The organism is Streptomyces sp. NPDC020845 (assembly GCF_044334165.1).
GTDB lineage: Bacteria > Actinomycetota > Actinomycetes > Streptomycetales > Streptomycetaceae > Streptomyces.
In genome coordinates, this window is the sequence record NZ_JBIRSJ010000002.1 from 137,702 (window position 1) to 153,873 (window position 16,172).

The following is a 16,172-nucleotide window of genomic DNA, read 5'->3' on the forward strand; positions in this document are numbered from 1 at the left end:
ACGCCGAGATCATCTTCGACGGAGGTGTGCTGAGCTCCCGAGTTTGGGGAAGTTGTCCTCGGTGCGCGGGGCCGCTGGACGACAGGCAAGTCCTCACAGCGGTAAGCGACTTCATCACATCCCGGGGCACGGCCGCTGAAGAGTCTTCGGGCGGGGAACCGCCCTTGGTGGCCGTCGATGTCACGTGCCACTGCGGTGTGATGCACCCCAACGCACCTGAGGGCTCGCCGGGTTGCGGAGTCAGCTTCCGGGTGGAGATGGAAGCCGAAAGCGACCCAGCCGCTCATCAGGGACAGACATGACCGCGTACCGGCCCAGGCGGCCGACAAGCAGCCCATCCGCCTCCGACCTCGCCGAGCGGGACGCCTTTGCCGCCATGTCGGCCACGTCCCTGGACGTGGTCCGCACCAGCGCCGAGACCTGGAGAAACGGGCTTTCAGCCTTCGTCACCCTGGTCACCACGGGCATCGTGATCAAGGGGCGCGATACGACAAGTGTCTTGTCCACAGGATGGCGGATGGCTGTCACCCTGCTCATCGGCGGGGGGCTGCTCACCGCGATCCTCGGGCTGTGGCAGGCCCTCGCGGCTCAGGCCGGTACTCGGCCCAGAGCGACCACGCTGGCTGACATTCATCGCGCATACAGTTCCGTCGCGGCGTACCGGGTCGCCCTGGCCAACGCGGCCGCAACCCGTGTCCGGCGCGCGCAACACCTCGTTGCGGTCGCGCTGGCCCTCCTGCTCGCCGGCATCGTGGTCACCTGGTGGGCCCCCGCCGCCGACGCCAAAGGGCAGAAGCCTACGTACCTGAAGGTGAGTCACCAGGGGCGGTCCAGTTGCGGAACACTGCGGTCGGCGGATGGCGGATACCTCAGGCTCAAGAGTCCCGGAAGCCATGAACTGGCTGTGATTCCGCTGGCCAAGATCACCAATATGGGAATGGTCAAGTCCTGCAAATGAGCCGGACAGCACCTTCGGAACCCGTCGTCGCGGGCCCCGCGGGTGCGGGGCCCGTGGCGTACGGGGTTTCAGCAGTGTGCGGCGAACCCTACGAACTGGGTCCACGCGTCGGGGGTGACGGTCAGGATCGGGCCGGTGGTGTTCTTGCTGTCCCGGATGTGGACGGTGTCGGGGCGGGTGGCAACTTCGACGCAATCGCCGCCCTGTGCACCGCTGTAGCTGCTCTTGAACCACACCAACTCGCGTATGTCCGTGCTCATAGTTCCCCCAGCAACTTCTCGATGAAGATGGACGACTCCCGTGGTGTGAGAGCCTGGGCCCGGATGATCCCATGCCGCGCCGCGATGGCATGAACCTCATCTCGGCCAGTGATCAGGGTGCTGCACCCCTGACCCTCGAGATACGCGACCTGCTCGCCTCCCCTGGGGGTCATCAAAGTGAACGGGCCGTCGACTCCGGCGTTGTCCTCCCGGCTGAGAGGCATTACCTGGATCTCCACGTTGCGCTTCTCTCCGACAAGAAGCAACTGCTCCAACTGCCCACGAAGTACCTGCACCCCGCCAAGCGGCCGCCGCAGGACGGACTCCTCGATGACGAAGCCCAAGAGGGGCGCGGGCCGCGCCCCGAAAATGGCCTGACGCTCCATTCGCGCGACTACCCGCTGCTCGACGGTCTCTTCATCCAGCGGAGGTCGGTCCATCCTGAAGACGGCTCGCGCGTAGTCTTCTGTCTGCAGCAGCCCCTTGATCACGTGGGTGTCGTACGCCTGCACCTCAGCCGCCACCGCCTCCAACCGCGCCGCGTCGCGGAAGAACGCCGGATACCGCGCCTGCGCAAGCTCCTCCTTCATCGCCGCCAGCACGCCACCCGCGTCCAGCACCTCGTCGGCCTTGTCGACGAGCTCCGGCTTGGGGATACGCCGCCCGCACTCGACCGACGCCACCTGGTCCACGCTGTACCCGATCAGCGAGCCCAATTCCGCTCTGGTGAGCCCGGCCCGTTCCCGGAACAGCTTCAGCTGCTTGCCGAAGCCCCTCAGGAACGCGGACCGCTCTGTACCTGCCATGTCGCACCCTCCCGGCACACTTCGCGTGTTCGTACAGGCACCGTCCGTACACGCGCGCTTCCTGGCCAGGCTAGGCGCAGGCCCACAAGGCTGGCCCCATGACGACCGAAAATGCCCCCTCACGAGGGACAAGCCCGGAACAGTTCCCTCCAGCACCAGGCGAGTTCGCCATGCGCTTCACCTCGACTCCGCGCGGTGCGCGCCTCGCTCGGCGGCTCGTATCGCACCGGCTCGCCGCGTGGGGCTACCCGTACGATTCCGGCCCCAACGAGACCGCGACGCTCATCGCGAGCGAGCTGGTCACCAACGCCGTGCGCCACGGCCGCGTCCCCGGGCGCGACTTCCACGTGCGCCTGACCGCGCCGCCCGCCAGCCCCGACGCCGTGATCCGGATCGAGGTATCCGACACCCGCGCCGAGAAGCGCCCCACCCTCACCACGGCGGCACCGGACGCGGAAACGGGCCGCGGCCTCTACCTCGTCTCGCAACTGGCGGAGCGCTGGGCCGTCGGGCCCCGCCGGGGCGGCGCGCCCGGGAAAACGGTCTGGGCCGAGATCTCGATCGACGCCAAACCGTCGGACTCCTGCTGACACCTGGGTTTGCGGTGGATATGAGACGACGACACGCCGACGCCATGGCGTGTCGCTGTCTCATATCCACCGCAAAGTCACTGCGCGTCGGCCGGGGCGGGCTCGGGCCCGGACTCGGCGGGCCGCGCGGCGGGGGCAGAGGCAGGTGCGGACGCGCGGGGTGCGCGGGGGCGGGAGCGGGAGACGGCCACGCCGGTCAGGCACAGCGCGCCGCCGAGGAGGGTCAGCCACGCGGGGACCTCGTCGAGGAATGCCCAGCTCAGCAGGACCACGATGGCCGGGACGGCGTAGGTCGTGGCGCCCAGGCGGCTGGCGGGCATGCGGGCGAGGGCGTAGGTCCAGGTGGTGAAGGCGAGGGCGGTGGGCACCACGCCGAGGTAGAGCATGTTCAGCGTCGCGGAGGTCGGGGCATCCGGGAGTTCGGTGGCCAGTTGACCGGCGAAGGGGAGGCAGGCCACCGTGCCGACCAGGCAGCCGTACGCCGTGATCTGGAGCGGAGTCCCGTACCCGAGCGCGGGCTTCTGGGCGACCACGCCGGTCGCGTACGCCATGGCCGCGAGGAGGCACAGCACCACGCCGAGCACCGAGGTGCCGCCCTCGTGGCCGGACGAGGTCGACAGGCCGACCACCACCGCCCCGCCGAAGGACACCGCCATTCCGGCGAGCAGCCGTGGCGGCAGCGCCTCGCCGAGCAGCCGGGCCGCGAGGAAGGCCATCAGGATCGGCCCGACGTTGACGAGGAGGGCCGCCGTACCGGCGTCGACCAGGCGCTCGCCCCAGTTCAGGGCGACCATGTAGCCGCCGAACCAGACCACCCCCGACACGAGGATGCCGCGCCAGGCGCCGCGGGGCGGCAGCCCTTCGCGCCGTATCGCCACCAGGGCGAACAGCACCAGCGAGGCGGCCAGCAACCGGCCGAGTGCGAGCGCGCCCGGGGAGTACGCGGCCCCCGCGCTGCGGATGGAGACGAAGGCGGATGCCCAGGCGAGTACGGAGAAGGTGGCGGCGCCGGCCGTGAGGACGCCGGGCGAGGCGAGGCGGGAACTCATGCGCGCAGCCTAGGGTCTCAACATTTTGGTGTCCACCGAAATATTCGACTGCGAAAAGTTGCTCCGGGATCACTGCCAGGCGTCAGGCGTGAGCCCCAGGAGTTCACCGAAGGCCTGCTCCCCCGCGTCGGTCACCCGAAGCGCCCGCCCGCCCTCGCCCATCCGCGCCACCCACTCCACGCGCAGCGCCAAGGCGCACAGCCGCGCACCGGCCACCCCGCCCAGATGGCGGCGGCGCTCGGTCCAGTCCAGGCATGAGCTCGCGATCGGCCGGCGGCCCCGGTACTCCGACTCCAGATCGACGCCCGCGCGGGCGCACCACTCCCACCCCTCGTCGGTCAGCTCGAACACCCACTCCGTGAGCAGCAGTCCGCGCTCGGCCATGGCGTCGGTGACTGCCATGCCGAGCCGCCCCGCGAGGTGGTCGTAGCAGGTCCGCGCGCGGGCCAGCGGGTCGGATGCGGCGACGACCGGCACCGTGTACGGCGCGTCGCGGCCGGGGATGGCGTGTGAGGCGAGGGAGTCGACGAGGCGCGCGGTTTCCGCGTCGGCTATCCGTACGTAGGTGTGGCGGCCCTGCCGTTCGGTCGCGCAGATCCCGGCGTCCAGCAGGCGGGTCAGATGGCCGCTCGCGGTGGAGGGCGTGACCCCGGTGATCCGGGCCAGTTCACCGGCGCTCCACGTGCGTCCTTCGAGTAGCGCCATGCAGATCGCGGCCCGGGTCTCGTCGGCCATGGCGCCGGCGAGGGCGGCGAGGCGTGCGGCGGGCGGAGGGGAATCGGTCACGCCCCCCATCATGCCGCAACACTTCGGCGCATGCCGAACCTTTGCCCCGCAGTCAGGTGCCGCTTGGCGCCGCCGACGCTGCGCTGCGCGTTGCGAGTGGGTGCGCTTCGCTGTGCTGCGGGTGGGCTTCGCTGCGCTGCGGGTGCGCTTCGCCTGCGCCTGTGCGCCGTCTCGCGGCATTCGGCTCACGCGGGTGCGGGTTTCGTCTCGGACCCTCCGGGTCCAAAGCGCCAGCAGGAGGAGGGAAGGTGGCGGCTGGCCCGTTGTCCCGCTTCCTCGGCCCAGTGGATGGCTGAGCTCAGGACAGGCTCCGCTGCGCTCCGCCACAGCTGCTGCCGCGCGGTGGCCAAACCAGTCAGTCGGCTCTCCCCCCAACCCCCTCTTAAATAATCGCTTGATGCAGTACTTGATGCAGAGCAAGCACTTTTTTAGAGGTCTCCGAGTACCGGGCTCTCCACGGACTCTGCCGTTCAGGCGTGGAGCTGATCACCCGGTGCCACGTGAAGCTGGCCAGGGAGGGGATCACGACATCGAGGGTGCCGGTCCCGGGCACCACGACGGTCTGCTCGTCCAGCGCGGTGAAGACCTCGTCGATCAGCCGCTGGGCCATGCGCGGGGCTTTGGGCCGGATCACCTCCACGAGCCTGCGGCGGCCGGCTTTCCGCAAGCCTGCCGGGGAGCCGTAGCATTCCAGCAGCCAGGTGACGGCCTGGCGGTCCAGGCGTGGGCCCAGGACGCGTTCCAGGCTGGGGTGGAACTGGGTGAGCAGGCCGCGTATCCGGTTTGGAGGTGCGGATGGCCTCGGCCGCGAGGTCCTGGTCGAAGCCGACGAGCACGGTCAGTTCGGCGGTGATCTCGTCGCTCAGTTCCAGCGAGCGCAGTGCGTGGGGCAGGGTACGGGCGGCGTCCGCGATCACCGCGGCGTCCTTCGCGTCGGTCTTGGCCTCGCCCGGGTACAGGTCGGCGATCCGCCACATCGCCAGGCCCGACAGGTAGGCGACCTTGCAGCCCGCGTCCCGGGCGACCGTGAGCGGGAGGGCGCCGATGGAGGCGGACTGGTCCACGATCACCAGGACGGTTCCGAACTCCGCCGCGAGCTTGCCGATCACGGCCCGCAGCTTCGGCTCGCTGTTGGGCAGCTGCTTGTCGAAGACCCTCTTCCCGGCCGGGGTCAGCCCGTGCCCGTGGTGGGCACTCTTGCCTCGGGGGAGGGGCCCAAACCGGACCGGCGTCCACCGCTCCGGGCGACCCCGCCGCTCCGTCACCCGTCACCCGTCGCCCGGTGAGGGCCCATTGGGCTGGACGGCGACGATGCCTTCAGCACCCCCTCCCCTTCCCGCTGCTGGCCGCTTTGCGCCGAAGGCGCGAGACGATACCCGCACGCGGCGTCCGGACCATGCCGTCCAGCGGTCGCCGGCCCGTTCGTCGCGCTCGCGCGCCTGCGGTCCAGCGCACCGCTGGGCTGACCGGCTCGCCACCGCGCGGCAGCAGCTGCGGCGGAGCGCAGCGGAGCCTGCTTTGAGCTCAGCAACCCGCCGGGCCAAGGAATCGGGGCGCCGATCGGCCGCCCCCTTCCCTCGCGCGTTCTTACGAACCGCCCCAGGTCATATTGGCGACGGCCACGAACATCGCGAGGGCGATCGCCACCCCCTGAACGGCCTTCCCCCAGCCGGGCATCGGCTCGCCCCTCTTGGACGCCGAACGCGCGGCGAAGAAGGCAAGCGCCAGCCCGACGAGGACGATGGGACCGAGCAGCACGGACAGCCAATCGACTTGTACGGGCGTCATCGCGGATCTCCTTGTTCCACCTCGGTGACTGTCGGCACATCATGCGCGCGCACCACCGGGACCCCTCCCGGACGCGATATGCGCGATCAGACAGGACCTAGTAGCCCCTTGAGGAAGACCCTTCGAGTTCGGCCAGGGCAAGCTCATAGACACGGTGCTCATCCTCAGTCACCGGCTCCTCCCCCCTCCCGCCCTCTATCGCGGCGTCCAGCCACTCGTGGATGATCACCTCGATGATGTCCGGCACCCCCGTGCCCAACAGCATCTCCACCAACGGCCAGGCGTGCATCGTGACGGGAAACCTCGCCGCCCGGTGATGCTTCCTGGCTTCCTGCCATATCTTCCGCGCCGCCTCCGGGCCCTCGACATGGGCCGCGTCGTGCAGCAGACGGCACCAGCCGATGTCGAAGCGGTCGAAACAGCCGCTGAACTCACCGCCCCAGGGATCGATTTCGGCGACCTCGCGGAACAACACGATCGCAGCGGCCCGCTCGCCGGCGGAGTAGAGCTCGTGCGCCTGCCCCAACTTCGCATCCAGCCGCCCCTGCGGGGTCGCCCCGTGCTTGGCCACATAGGCGTCCATTTCCGCGAGGTAGTCGCTGAGCTCGGCTGCGCGGCTCCCTATGTGTTCGGCATATCGCCACAGCTCATCGGTCTCGTCGTCGTCGATGCCGTGGGCTTCGGCTTCCCGTAGCAGTGCGATGGCCCGGTCGCTGTCCTCGTCCATCTGGTCGGGGTCCGTGGCGTCCTCCTGGGAGTCCAGCCAGCCGTACGCTCCGGCGAGCGCCAGGGCACCTCGTACGTTCTCGTCCACGCCTGCGGTCGCCAGGTACGCCTCCACGGCTGACGCGACATCGGACCAGTACGTCTCGTCGGTCAGCTCTCCGGCAGGGGTGAAGAATGCGGTGAATTCCGACGGCAGCTTTCCGGAGATGATCACGCTGGTGACACTGGCGGGTACCGGCGGCAGGTCCATGCATCTTCCTTCAACGCGGTGGGGGGCTAGGACTGTACCGAGGCGCGCAGCCGGGCCGCGTCCTGGCCGGGGGGCAGTCCGTAGACGCTGCGGTATTCGCGGTTGAACTGGGTCGCGCTGACGTACCCGACCGCCTCGGCGGCCTGGGCCGCCGTCGTGTTGCCCGCGACCAGGCGCCGCCGCGCCTCCCGCAGCCGCAGGTGTTTCTGGAACTTGAGCGGGCTCATGCCGGTAGCGGCTTTGAAGTGCCGGTGCAGGGTGGCGGGGCTCATATGGGCCACGGCGGCGATCTCGTCGATGCTGAGCGGTTCGGTGTAGTGGGCGAAGATCCATGCGGCCGTCGCGCGCACCCGGGACGCGGCGGAGTCGGTCAGTGACCACTGGCGCAGGACGGGGCCGAGCGGGCTGCGCAGCAGCCTGTAAAGGATCTCGCTCTCGATACGGGCGGCCAGGGGGCGGATGTCGTCGGGGGTTTCGAGGAGCCGGACCCAGCGGGTGAGCGCGTCGATGAGTTCCGGGGCCATCGGCGCGGTGATCTGCCCGCCGACGGCCGCCGGCGAGGGCGCTCCCGGCCCGGCCGCACGCGGCCCCGCCGCCCCCAGCCCGGCCCCGTCGAGCTCCAGCAGCAGTTCGGCGAGCACCGCACCGTCGAGCCGCATGATCGCGGACCGGTACGGCACCTTCTCGAAGACGGCGGTGACGGGCAGGTCGAGCGTGTTCAGAAGCATTTCCCCGGGCGGAACGACCTGGCTGCGGTCTCCGACGACGGAGCGCTTGGCGCCGCCGGCGATGAAGCAGATCATCGGCTCGTACTGCACATCGACGGGGTCCATGGGCTCGTCGAGCGCGACCAGCAGGAGCCGGGGCACCGCGGTCTCGGTCCACATCCCCCGCCCGTGCCGGTCGATGGCCGCGGCGAGCTCGTCGAGCATGGGACACACCCTTTACGTGAGAGGATCAGGCAATCCTATGCGAGCTGTGGCCCATGACGCTCCGCAGCCGCGTTCCTAACGTGGACGGCATGACAGAGCGCAACACCAACCCCACGAACCCCACCGGCCCCACCGAACTCCCGCGCCGGAGGCTCGGCACCCAGGGCCTGGAAGTCGGGGCGATCGGCCTGGGCACCATGGGCATGACGATGGCGTACGGGGCCGGGGACGAGCAGGGCGGGATCGCCACCATCCATCGCGCCCATGAACTCGGCGTCACCCTCTTCGACACCGCCGAGCTGTACGGAATGGGCACCGGCAGCAATGAGCAGCTGCTCGGCCGGGCCGTGAAGGGCTTCCGCGACGAGGTCGTCATCGCCACCAAGTTCGGCTTCGACCTGACCGATCCCAGCAAGGTCGGGGCCCTGGACAGCCACCCGGAGCACATCCGCGAGGTCACCGAGAACAGCCTGCGCTACCTCGACACCGACCGTATCGATGTGCTGTACCAGCACCGTGTCGACCCGAACGTACCCATCGAGGACGTGGCCGGCACGGTCGGCGAACTGATCGCCGAAGGCAAGGTGCGCTACTTCGGGCTGAGCGAGGCGGGCCCCGACATCATCCGGCGCGCCCACGCCGTGCACCCGGTGTCGGTGCTGCAGACCGAGTACTCGGTGTTCGAGCGGGCCGTGGAGGTCGAGGTGCTGCCGGTGGTACGCGAGCTGGGCATCGGCTTCGTGCCGTACTCGCCGCTGGGCCGCGGCTTCCTCACCAGCGCGGTGAAGCCCGCCGCCGAGTATCCGGCGGACGACATGCGCAGCTGGGACGAGCGCTGGCAGCCCGGCAACTACGAGAAGAACCTGGCCGCCGTCCGGGAGCTCACCGCCCTCGCCGACGCCAAGGGCATCGCGGTCACCCAGCTGGCGCTGGCCTGGCTGCTGGCCCAGGGCGAGGACATCGTGCCGATCCCGGGCACCCGCAGCCCGCACCGCCTGGCGGAGAACGTGGCCGCCGCACACGTCACCCTCACGCCCCAGGACCTGGCCCGCATCCGGGAGATCCTGCCGCGCGGCGCGGCCGGTTCCCGCTATCCCAAGGGAATGATGCCGAACTGGTGACATCAGGCCCAGGGGCCGCAGAGGTCAGCAGCACTGCCAGGTGAACATGGCCCTCTCGAAGCGGCCCGCGGCCAGGTCGTCGGGGCGGATCAGCCAGTAGAGCGCGCCGCCGTCGCCCCACATCATGTCCAAGTCCTCGTCGGAGTCGAGCTGCGCGAGCAGCACCCAGCCCTCCGCCTCCTTCTCGATCCGAGGGTCCTCCCACGACAGGTCGCCGCCGCCCAGCGCGCCATGGGCCACCACGATCTCCACGGCGGTCTGGATGGACTGGGCATGGCCGCCGATCTGATGCGCGGCACCGCTTTGGTGACTCCACACCGCTCTCTCGAACGCTTCCGGAAGCTCGTCCTCACCGAACGCGGCGGTCAGCGCGACCGAGCGGAAGTCGGGCGCGCTCGGGCCCGTACGGACGGTCAGCGGCACCTCCGGAAACGGGGTGAGGCCCGCCGGCGCAGGCCGCTCGGGTGCGGTGGCGGACTCGGGCGGGAGGTGGAGGACGCGGGCACCGGCCCAGGTGTCCGGGTCGGCGGTGTCGACCAGCGCGTCGACGTCCTCGTCGTCGCCGTAGTAGAAGAAGGCGAGCCGGCCGTCCGCGGGCAGCGGTATGTCCAACTGCTCCCCGGGCAGCGCCGCGCAGTCGACCTCCGCCACGAACGGCAGCGGCCCATGCCCCTCCCACACCGGCCAGTCCACGCCCTCGGGCAGCCGGGGCAGTCCGCCGAGCCGGCCGACGACCGGATCGGCGGGCCCGGCCTTCCGCAGATGGGCGGCCGGGCGCAGCAGCGCGATCCAGCGGTCGGCGAGGTCGGGCGGCAGATGGGTGTGGGCCAGGGTGTGCAGCGGGTCAGGTGCGGTGGTCATACGGGTCATGATGGCGGGCGGGTCCGACAGTCGGACGTACGGGCCGACGTACGGGGGCGCTGCGCCCGCGGCACATCATGGGTCGTTGCGCAGGACACGGCCTTCGCCGAGGTGAACGACGAGGCGTTGGTGGTCCGCCAGCCACCTCGGCGCGTGGCTGAACCTGTTGCCGTCCAGCCGGAGCGAGGTGAGGGCCGGGAGGTCGGCCACCCATGCGGGCAGGTCGGTGAGTTCGTTGTCGCCCAGGTCAAGGCTGGTGAGCGCGGTGAGGCCGGCCATCGACGCCGGAAGTTCGGTGAGCCGGTTGCCGCGGAGGCTGAGACTCGTCAGCGCGGTGAGGCCGCCCAGCGTTTCGGGCAGCGCCGTGAGCCGGTTGAAGCCGAGGTTGATGCCGGTCAGCCCGGTGAAACCGCCGATCCATGGGGGCAGCTCGGTCAGCTCGTTGCGATCCAGGTTCAGCCATCGCAGGGCGGTGAGCCTGCTCAGCTCCGCGGGCAGCCGGGTGAGCCGGTTGCTGCCCAGCAGGAGATGGGTGAGGTTGGCCAGCTCCCCGAGCGATGCGGGCAGTTCGGCGAGGCGGTTGAAGTCCAGGTTGAGTTCGGTGAGGGCGGTCAGGTTCCCGAGTGTCCGGGGGATCTCGACGAGCTGGTTGCCGGACAGATCGAGCTCGCTGAGGGCGGCGAGATCGCCCAATGAGCTCGGCACGGTGGAGATGCGATTGCTGCCGACATCGAGGCTGGCGAGCTTTTTCAGGCCGCCCAGGAACTCGGGGAGCTCGGTGAGCCTGTTGTCACGAAGGGCGAGGTCGGTGAGTTCGGTCAGCTGCCGCACCCATATGGGTATCTCCGCGAGCCAGTTTCCGTTCAGCACAAACTCGGTGAGCGCGCTGAGGTTGCCCAGCGATGCCGGTAGTTCCTCCAGCCGGTTGTCGCTGAGGGAGAGGTGGGTGAGCCCCGTGAGGCCGCCCAGGAAGTCGGGCACCTCGGTGAACGTGCCGTCGCTGAGGTCGAGTCGGGTCAGCGCGGTGGCCTCGGCCAGCGAGGCGGGGACGACGGGCAGCGACAGATGACCGAGCTCCAGGGACGTATCGCCGTCGTCGATGACCTGGGCGATGAGTTCCTCCGCGTCCTCCAGGGCGAACGAATCATCGTCGTCGTCCATCTCGAACGGTTCGTCGTACTCGGACATGAGTGATCCCTCGGAACGGGCCGCTGTGACGGGAAGATCGAATTCTGCCGCGCCGAACCGCGGGGCGCCACCCGGGGGCCGGATCCAGGGCGGCGGTGGCATGCGCGGCGGCGCGAATGGTCTACTCCCGGGATGTATCTCACCGTCTTTCTGCTGGAGTTCCAATCGTGGTATTGGAAGCGCGAGTTCCGCGACGAACAGCTGCGGGACGCGTTTGCGGCGACGAATGATCCGACCACCCCGGAGGCGTTCGAGCAGGGCTTTCTGACGCTGCTGCGCAGCGGCGACACGGTCGCCTGCGGCATCGCGCTGGACTACTACGACCGTGCGGAGATGACGAGCCGGTATGTGGGAGGCAACCCGCTGGAGCCGCATGCGGAGGAGGTGTTCGCGGTCGCCCGTCGGCTGCTCGCGCAGCCGCCGAGGCCCGGGGACGCGATCGCCAAGGAGGGCGCCAACCACGCGAGCGCGCTGGCCGCCCTGGTGCGCGGTGGCCTGGAGCACGGGGACGCGGACGCGATCGCCGAGGTCCTGGCACGGATGCCGGACGGGGACCTGCGGTACCACGCCCTCGATGCCGCGCACCTCCTCGTGGACGAGGAGGAAGAGAACGAGGAGGAAGAGGCCGAGGAAGAAGAGGAGCGGGGAGACGCGGAGGAGGGAGACGCGGAGGAAGAAGTCGAGCAGGAGGGCGGCTGGGCTCCCGATCCACGGCTCGTCGCGCTGATCGCCCGGGTGGAGGCATGCCGTGATCGTGTCGCGGCCGTAGCCGCGCTGCGCGAAACCCCGGGAGCGGAGGCGACCGAGTCCCTTGTCCGTGCGACCGATGACGCCGAGTGGCGGGTCCGGCAGGAGGCCGCCGCGGCGCTGGCGGCGGGGACGCGCTTCTACGCACACCGCCCCCTGCTGGAACGCCTGGTTCGGAACTGGTCGGCCGACCAGCGGTCCACCGCGGCGGATGAGGTCCGCGACGCGCTCGCCGAAGGCCCGCACAGCCTGCACTGGGAAGGGGCCGAACCGCCGGGCGCGGAGCTGCGCGCCGCGCATCGCGAGCTGCGGTCCCCCACCGAGGAGGCCGCGCACCGGTCGGCGCTGCGCACCTTGCTGCAGAGCGAGTCGCCGGTGGCGGTGGGGATCGCGCTCGACCACTTCCACCTCGCCGAGGGGATCACCCGCTTCGGCCTCGACGACGCCGAGCACGCCCCGGACGTGCTCAGGGTCGCTCGCGCGGTCCTGCGGCAGCCGCCGTCCCCGGCCGCGCTGAGCCCGGAGACGGGGTTGGGCGCGAGCCACGCGAGCGCGCTGAACATCCTGAAGGAACTGGGCGAACCCGAGGATGCGGCGACGATCGTGGCCGCGCTGCGGTCGGACACCGCTCCGGCCGTGGTCCGCGAGTGTGCCGTGGCCGCCGCGAGCTGGTGCCTCGAACGGTGGGAAGCGCCGGACGAGCAGGTCGTCGACTCGCTCGAGGAGCTGATCTTCGACGGCACGGCGGACATGGAGCTGCGCACCGACGCGGTCAACGCGCTCTTCGGCCTGAACGAGCCGCGGATCACCGCCGTGCTGGTGCGCGCCGCCCGCTCTGTCGACTTGTCGATCCAGGTGGAGGGGGCCATCGGCCTCACCTACAGCCACCTGATCGATCAGCACCGGGAGCTGCTTCGCGATCTTGTCGCGTCATGGCCCGAGGAAGAAGCGGGGGACCGGGCCCGGATCGTGCGGGACGCGGTGGACGAGTGAGGTGATCGCCGCGGGCCTCCCCTCTTTGGGAACGAGAGGCGGGTCAAGGAACCGTAAGTCAAGGAACCGTAAAGCGGGCACGTTCGTTACCCCGGGCATGACCGCTATGACTCCCGGCTCGAATCTCCCCCTGTCCGTCGCGCGCGTGGCAGTGGATGTCACCGCCCCGGTGCGGCTGGACGTGTCGGGCCTGCTCCTCACCGCCAACGGCAAAGTGCGCTCCGACGACGACTTCGTCTTCTACAACCAGCCCGCCGGGCCCGGCGTGACCCACCGCGCCGGGGCGGGTGGGGCGGGTGACACGATCACCGTCGACACCGCCGCCGTGCCGGGCGACATCGAGAAGATCGTGGTGACCGCGAGCCTGGACGCGCCCGGGGCGACGTTCTCGGGCACCGAGCCGACGGCCACCGTGCGCGGCGCGGACGACGGCGCCGTGATCGCGACATTCACCCCGCCCCAGCTGGGCGCCGAGACCGCGCTCGTGGTCGTCGAGGTGTACCGGCGCAATGGCGCGTGGAAGGTACGCGCGGTCGGGCAGGGCTATGCGAACGGGCTGGCGGGCATCGCCACCGACTTCGGTGTGACGGTGGAGGAGCCCGCCGCGCCCGCGGCCCCCGCCCCCGCGGCCGTCCAGGCGCCGCCGCCCGCCGGTCCGCCCGCCGGTTTCCAGCCTCCGCCGATGCCCGCCGCCCCGCCGCCCGCTCCCCCGGCCGCCGCCCCGGCAGCCGCGGCCGCGGCGCCCGGCGCCGGGAAGATCAACCTCGACAAGGGCCGCGTCAATCTCCAGAAGAACCAGACGGTGTCGCTGGTCAAGGGCGGCCGACCGCTGCAGAGTTCGGTGAAGATGGGCCTGGGCTGGGAGCCCGCCTACCGCAGCAAGGACATCGACCTCGACGCGTCCGTGATCGCCTTCGGCGTGGACCGCAAGAAGATCGACGCCTGCTTCTTCGGCAAGCTCTCGATTCTCAACGGCGCGATCCAGCACTCCGGCGACAACCTCACCGGTGAGGGCGGTGGCGACGACGAAACCATCACGGTCCACCTCGGCGGGCTGCCGCCGGAGGTCACCGGCCTGGTCTTCACGGTCAACTCCTTCTCCGGCCAGAAGTTCACCGATGTCGCGAAGGCCTACTGCCGCCTGCTGGACGCGGGCACGGGCGAGGAGCTGGTCCGCTTCGACCTGACCCACTCCGAGCCGCGTACGGGCGTGATGATGGCCAAGTTCATCAAGCAGTTCTCGGGCGAGTGGGAGATGACCGCGATGGGCGAGTACGTGGACTCCCGTACGGTCCGCGGGATGGTCAAGCCCGCCGGCAAGGCGCTCTGAGCCGACCGAGACGACTGAGCCCGCTGAGCCAGGACGGGCCCGGCACCGGGGGCCCAGGCCGGACCGCCGAAGAGGGAGGAAGGTCGGCGCTCCGGCCCGGGCCGTCCCGTAGCCCGTACAACGAGCGGAGAGGGCAGAGGTGTCGCAGCGGTGTCGCAGAAAATACGGGCCGCCCCCGCCAGATGCGCGGGGGCGACCCGGAGCTGAGGGGTGATCAGCCGCGGGGGCGCTGGCGGCGCCAGGGGCCGGTGATGGCCAGCATGATGCCGGGAGTCTGGATGTTGGCGTAGAGGGTGCGGCCGTCGGGCGAGAAGCAGACGCCCGTGAACTCGCTGTACTCCGGCTCCTCGGCGGTGGCGATGTTGAGTTCGTTGCGCGCGATCGGGTACGTACGGCCGTCGTCCGTGGCGCCGAAGAGGTGCTGGACGCCCTCGCCGTCCTCGGCGATGACCAGACCGCCGTACGGCGAGACGGTGATGTTGTCGGGGCCGTCGAAGGCGCCGTCCTTGGACGGGTCGGGGTTGACGCCGAGCAGCACCTTCAGGGTCAGGGTGCGCCGCTTCGGGTCGTAGAACCAGACCTGGCCGTCGTGCGCGACCGGGCTCTCCTCACGGGCGTACGAGGAGACGATGTACGCGCCACCGTCGCCCCACCACATGCCCTCCAGCTTGCGGGCCCGGGTGACCTGGCCGACGTCGAACTGCTTGCGCACCGGGACCGACTTCGCGTCGCGGTCGGGCACGTCCACCCAGTCCACGCCGTAGACCGTGCCGGTCTTGGTCGCGCGCGACAGGTCGTCGACGAAGTTGCCGCCGGAGTCGAAGCACTTGGGGGCCTGCAGCACACCCGCGTCATCGGCGAGGGTGCGCAGCTTGCCGCGCCCGTGCTCGAAGCCGCGCGGCGGGACCCAGCGGTAGAAGAGGCCGTTCGGGCCGGAGGCGTCCTCGGTCAGGTAGAGGTGGCCGCGCTTGGAGTCGACGACGACGGCCTCGTGGGCGTAGCGCCCCAGCGCCTTGATCGGCTTGGGGTCGCGGTTGGCCCGGCGGTCGTGCGGGTCCACCTCGAAGACATAGCCGTGGTCCTTGGTCATGCCGTTCTTGCCGGCCTTGTCCTCGGTCTCCTCGCAGGTCAGCCAGGTGCCCCACGGGGTGGATCCGCCCGCGCAGTTGGTGGAGGTGCCCGCGATGCCGACCCACTCGGTGACATGGTCGCCGTGCTTGGAGACCTCGACGACGGTGCAGCCACCGGAGGCCGCCGGGTCGTAGACCAGGCCCTCGGTCAGCGGCACGGGGTGCGGCCAGTCGGCCCGCGGGCCCTTCAGCTCGTGGTTGTTGACGAGCAGCGTGGCACCGCGGGTGCCCTCGAAGGTGGCGGTGCCGTCGTGGTTGGAAGGGGTGGACTCACCGGACTCCAGCTTGGTCTGGCCGGTGCGGGTGATGACCCGGTAGCTGAATCCGGCGGGGAGCGCGAGGAGGCCCTTGGGGTCCGCGACGAGCGGGCCGTAGCCGAACCGGGCACCGCCCCGCTCGGCCGCGTCGGTGGTGGTCAGGTCCTCGGACGGCTCCGCGGCGAGCGCGCCGGGGGCGGTGGCGAGCACCCCGGCGCTGCCGACGAGGGCGACACCGGTATACGCGGAACTCTTCGCGAAGTCTCTGCGGGTGAGCGGCATCTTCATCTCCTGAATGGCCAGATCTGTCCACCGACTGCGCGCCTACGCTCCCGTCCCTGGCCGAACAACAGTTGAACTGGACGCGACATCGACGGTTCGATTGACACGGGCAGGCCGA

General features: G+C 70.3%; 15 protein-coding genes and 1 pseudogene. 5 read left to right on the forward strand and 11 right to left on the reverse strand.

Annotated features, from left to right (window positions below):
- Positions 1–397: 397 nt before the first annotated feature.
- Entirely contained in the window at positions 398–958 is a 561-nt protein-coding gene (locus ACH4U7_RS04545; RefSeq protein ID WP_398526560.1) for a hypothetical protein, read from the forward strand.
- A gap of 68 nt (positions 959–1,026) precedes the next feature.
- Here the strand turns inward: ACH4U7_RS04545 and ACH4U7_RS04550 are convergent, their stop codons facing one another.
- Together ACH4U7_RS04550 and ACH4U7_RS04555 are read right to left on the reverse strand one after the other, a co-directional pair.
- Positions 1,027–1,218 (reverse strand): DUF397 domain-containing protein, encoded by a 192-nt coding sequence (locus ACH4U7_RS04550; protein ID WP_398526561.1) that lies wholly within the window; start codon positions 1,216–1,218, stop codon positions 1,027–1,029.
- Positions 1,215–2,024 (reverse strand): Scr1 family TA system antitoxin-like transcriptional regulator, encoded by an 810-nt coding sequence (locus ACH4U7_RS04555; RefSeq protein ID WP_398526562.1) that lies wholly within the window; start codon positions 2,022–2,024, stop codon positions 1,215–1,217. The genes ACH4U7_RS04550 and ACH4U7_RS04555 overlap by 4 nt, the downstream gene beginning before the upstream one ends.
- Positions 2,025–2,194: 170 nt before the next feature.
- Here ACH4U7_RS04555 and ACH4U7_RS04560 point away from each other — a divergent pair, with 170 nt between their 5' ends.
- Entirely contained in the window at positions 2,195–2,614 is a 420-nt protein-coding gene (locus tag ACH4U7_RS04560; protein WP_398526563.1) for an ATP-binding protein, read from the forward strand.
- Between the two features lie 77 nt (positions 2,615–2,691).
- Here the strand turns inward: ACH4U7_RS04560 and ACH4U7_RS04565 are convergent, their stop codons facing one another.
- The 6 genes and pseudogenes from ACH4U7_RS04565 to ACH4U7_RS04590 all read right to left on the reverse strand — a co-directional run bounded on the left by ACH4U7_RS04565 (position 2,692) and on the right by ACH4U7_RS04590 (position 8,145).
- On the reverse strand, positions 2,692–3,663 hold the full coding sequence (locus ACH4U7_RS04565; RefSeq protein WP_398526564.1) for a DMT family transporter: 972 nt from the start codon (positions 3,661–3,663) through the stop codon (positions 2,692–2,694).
- 69 nt (positions 3,664–3,732) lie between these two features.
- Positions 3,733–4,458: an ArsR/SmtB family transcription factor gene (locus ACH4U7_RS04570; protein ID WP_398526990.1), complete on the reverse strand. Its 726-nt coding sequence runs from the start codon at positions 4,456–4,458 to the stop codon at positions 3,733–3,735.
- A gap of 499 nt (positions 4,459–4,957) precedes the next feature.
- Positions 4,958–5,714 (reverse strand): annotated as a pseudogene (locus ACH4U7_RS04575) (IS110 family transposase); the annotation flags it as partial.
- A 322-nt stretch (positions 5,715–6,036) separates the two neighbouring features.
- On the reverse strand, positions 6,037–6,237 hold the full coding sequence (locus tag ACH4U7_RS04580; RefSeq protein ID WP_014176981.1) for a hypothetical protein: 201 nt from the start codon (positions 6,235–6,237) through the stop codon (positions 6,037–6,039).
- Between the two features lie 97 nt (positions 6,238–6,334).
- Entirely contained in the window at positions 6,335–7,213 is an 879-nt protein-coding gene (locus ACH4U7_RS04585) for a hypothetical protein (RefSeq protein ID WP_398526565.1), read from the reverse strand.
- A gap of 26 nt (positions 7,214–7,239) precedes the next feature.
- Positions 7,240–8,145, reverse strand: a complete 906-nt coding sequence (locus ACH4U7_RS04590; protein ID WP_398526566.1) for an AraC family transcriptional regulator N-terminal domain-containing protein — start codon at positions 8,143–8,145, stop codon at positions 7,240–7,242.
- Between the two features lie 89 nt (positions 8,146–8,234).
- On the opposite strand from ACH4U7_RS04590, the gene ACH4U7_RS04595 reads away from it, so the two are divergent.
- Positions 8,235–9,266 carry an aldo/keto reductase gene (locus ACH4U7_RS04595; protein ID WP_398526567.1) on the forward strand — a complete coding sequence of 344 codons (1,032 nt, stop codon included), beginning with the start codon at positions 8,235–8,237 and terminating at the stop codon, positions 9,264–9,266.
- A 24-nt stretch (positions 9,267–9,290) separates the two neighbouring features.
- Here the strand turns inward: ACH4U7_RS04595 and ACH4U7_RS04600 are convergent, their stop codons facing one another.
- Together ACH4U7_RS04600 and ACH4U7_RS04605 are read right to left on the reverse strand one after the other, a co-directional pair.
- Complete coding sequence (locus tag ACH4U7_RS04600; protein WP_398526568.1) at positions 9,291–10,127, reverse strand: YwqG family protein; 837 nt, start codon at positions 10,125–10,127, stop codon at positions 9,291–9,293.
- Between the two features lie 75 nt (positions 10,128–10,202).
- Positions 10,203–11,315 carry a leucine-rich repeat domain-containing protein gene (locus ACH4U7_RS04605; RefSeq protein ID WP_398526569.1) on the reverse strand — a complete coding sequence of 371 codons (1,113 nt, stop codon included), beginning with the start codon at positions 11,313–11,315 and terminating at the stop codon, positions 10,203–10,205.
- Positions 11,316–11,447: 132 nt separating this feature from the next.
- On the opposite strand from ACH4U7_RS04605, the gene ACH4U7_RS04610 reads away from it, so the two are divergent.
- Positions 11,448–13,055, forward strand: a complete 1,608-nt coding sequence (locus tag ACH4U7_RS04610) for a hypothetical protein (protein ID WP_398526570.1) — start codon at positions 11,448–11,450, stop codon at positions 13,053–13,055.
- Positions 13,056–13,161: 106 nt separating this feature from the next.
- Positions 13,162–14,385 (forward strand): TerD family protein, encoded by a 1,224-nt coding sequence (locus ACH4U7_RS04615; protein ID WP_398526991.1) that lies wholly within the window; start codon positions 13,162–13,164, stop codon positions 14,383–14,385.
- Between the two features lie 214 nt (positions 14,386–14,599).
- Here the strand turns inward: ACH4U7_RS04615 and ACH4U7_RS04620 are convergent, their stop codons facing one another.
- A complete protein-coding gene (locus ACH4U7_RS04620) occupies positions 14,600–16,054 on the reverse strand; it encodes an alkaline phosphatase PhoX (RefSeq protein ID WP_398526571.1) in 1,455 nt (484 codons plus the stop codon).
- Positions 16,055–16,172 lie beyond the last annotated feature (118 nt).

Bases quoted from the DNA above. Each gene is read 5' to 3' on its own strand.
- ACH4U7_RS04555 (WP_398526562.1), bottom strand. From the start codon at position 2,024: ATGGCAGGTACAGAGCGGTCCGCGTTCCTGAGGGGCTTCGGCAAGCAG.
- ACH4U7_RS04605 (WP_398526569.1), bottom strand. From the start codon at position 11,315: ATGTCCGAGTACGACGAACCGTTCGAGATGGACGACGACGATGATTCG.
- ACH4U7_RS04610 (WP_398526570.1), top strand. From the start codon at position 11,448: ATGTATCTCACCGTCTTTCTGCTGGAGTTCCAATCGTGGTATTGGAAG.
- ACH4U7_RS04615 (WP_398526991.1), top strand. From the start codon at position 13,162: ATGACTCCCGGCTCGAATCTCCCCCTGTCCGTCGCGCGCGTGGCAGTG.
- ACH4U7_RS04620 (WP_398526571.1), bottom strand. From the start codon at position 16,054: ATGCCGCTCACCCGCAGAGACTTCGCGAAGAGTTCCGCGTATACCGGT.
- ACH4U7_RS04585 (WP_398526565.1), bottom strand. From the start codon at position 7,213: ATGGACCTGCCGCCGGTACCCGCCAGTGTCACCAGCGTGATCATCTCC.
- ACH4U7_RS04560 (WP_398526563.1), top strand. From the start codon at position 2,195: ATGCGCTTCACCTCGACTCCGCGCGGTGCGCGCCTCGCTCGGCGGCTC.
- ACH4U7_RS04565 (WP_398526564.1), bottom strand. From the start codon at position 3,663: ATGAGTTCCCGCCTCGCCTCGCCCGGCGTCCTCACGGCCGGCGCCGCC.
- ACH4U7_RS04580 (WP_014176981.1), bottom strand. From the start codon at position 6,237: ATGACGCCCGTACAAGTCGATTGGCTGTCCGTGCTGCTCGGTCCCATC.
- ACH4U7_RS04570 (WP_398526990.1), bottom strand. From the start codon at position 4,458: ATGGGGGGCGTGACCGATTCCCCTCCGCCCGCCGCACGCCTCGCCGCC.
- ACH4U7_RS04595 (WP_398526567.1), top strand. From the start codon at position 8,235: ATGACAGAGCGCAACACCAACCCCACGAACCCCACCGGCCCCACCGAA.
- ACH4U7_RS04590 (WP_398526566.1), bottom strand. From the start codon at position 8,145: ATGCTCGACGAGCTCGCCGCGGCCATCGACCGGCACGGGCGGGGGATG.
- ACH4U7_RS04550 (WP_398526561.1), bottom strand. From the start codon at position 1,218: ATGAGCACGGACATACGCGAGTTGGTGTGGTTCAAGAGCAGCTACAGC.
- ACH4U7_RS04600 (WP_398526568.1), bottom strand. From the start codon at position 10,127: ATGACCACCGCACCTGACCCGCTGCACACCCTGGCCCACACCCATCTG.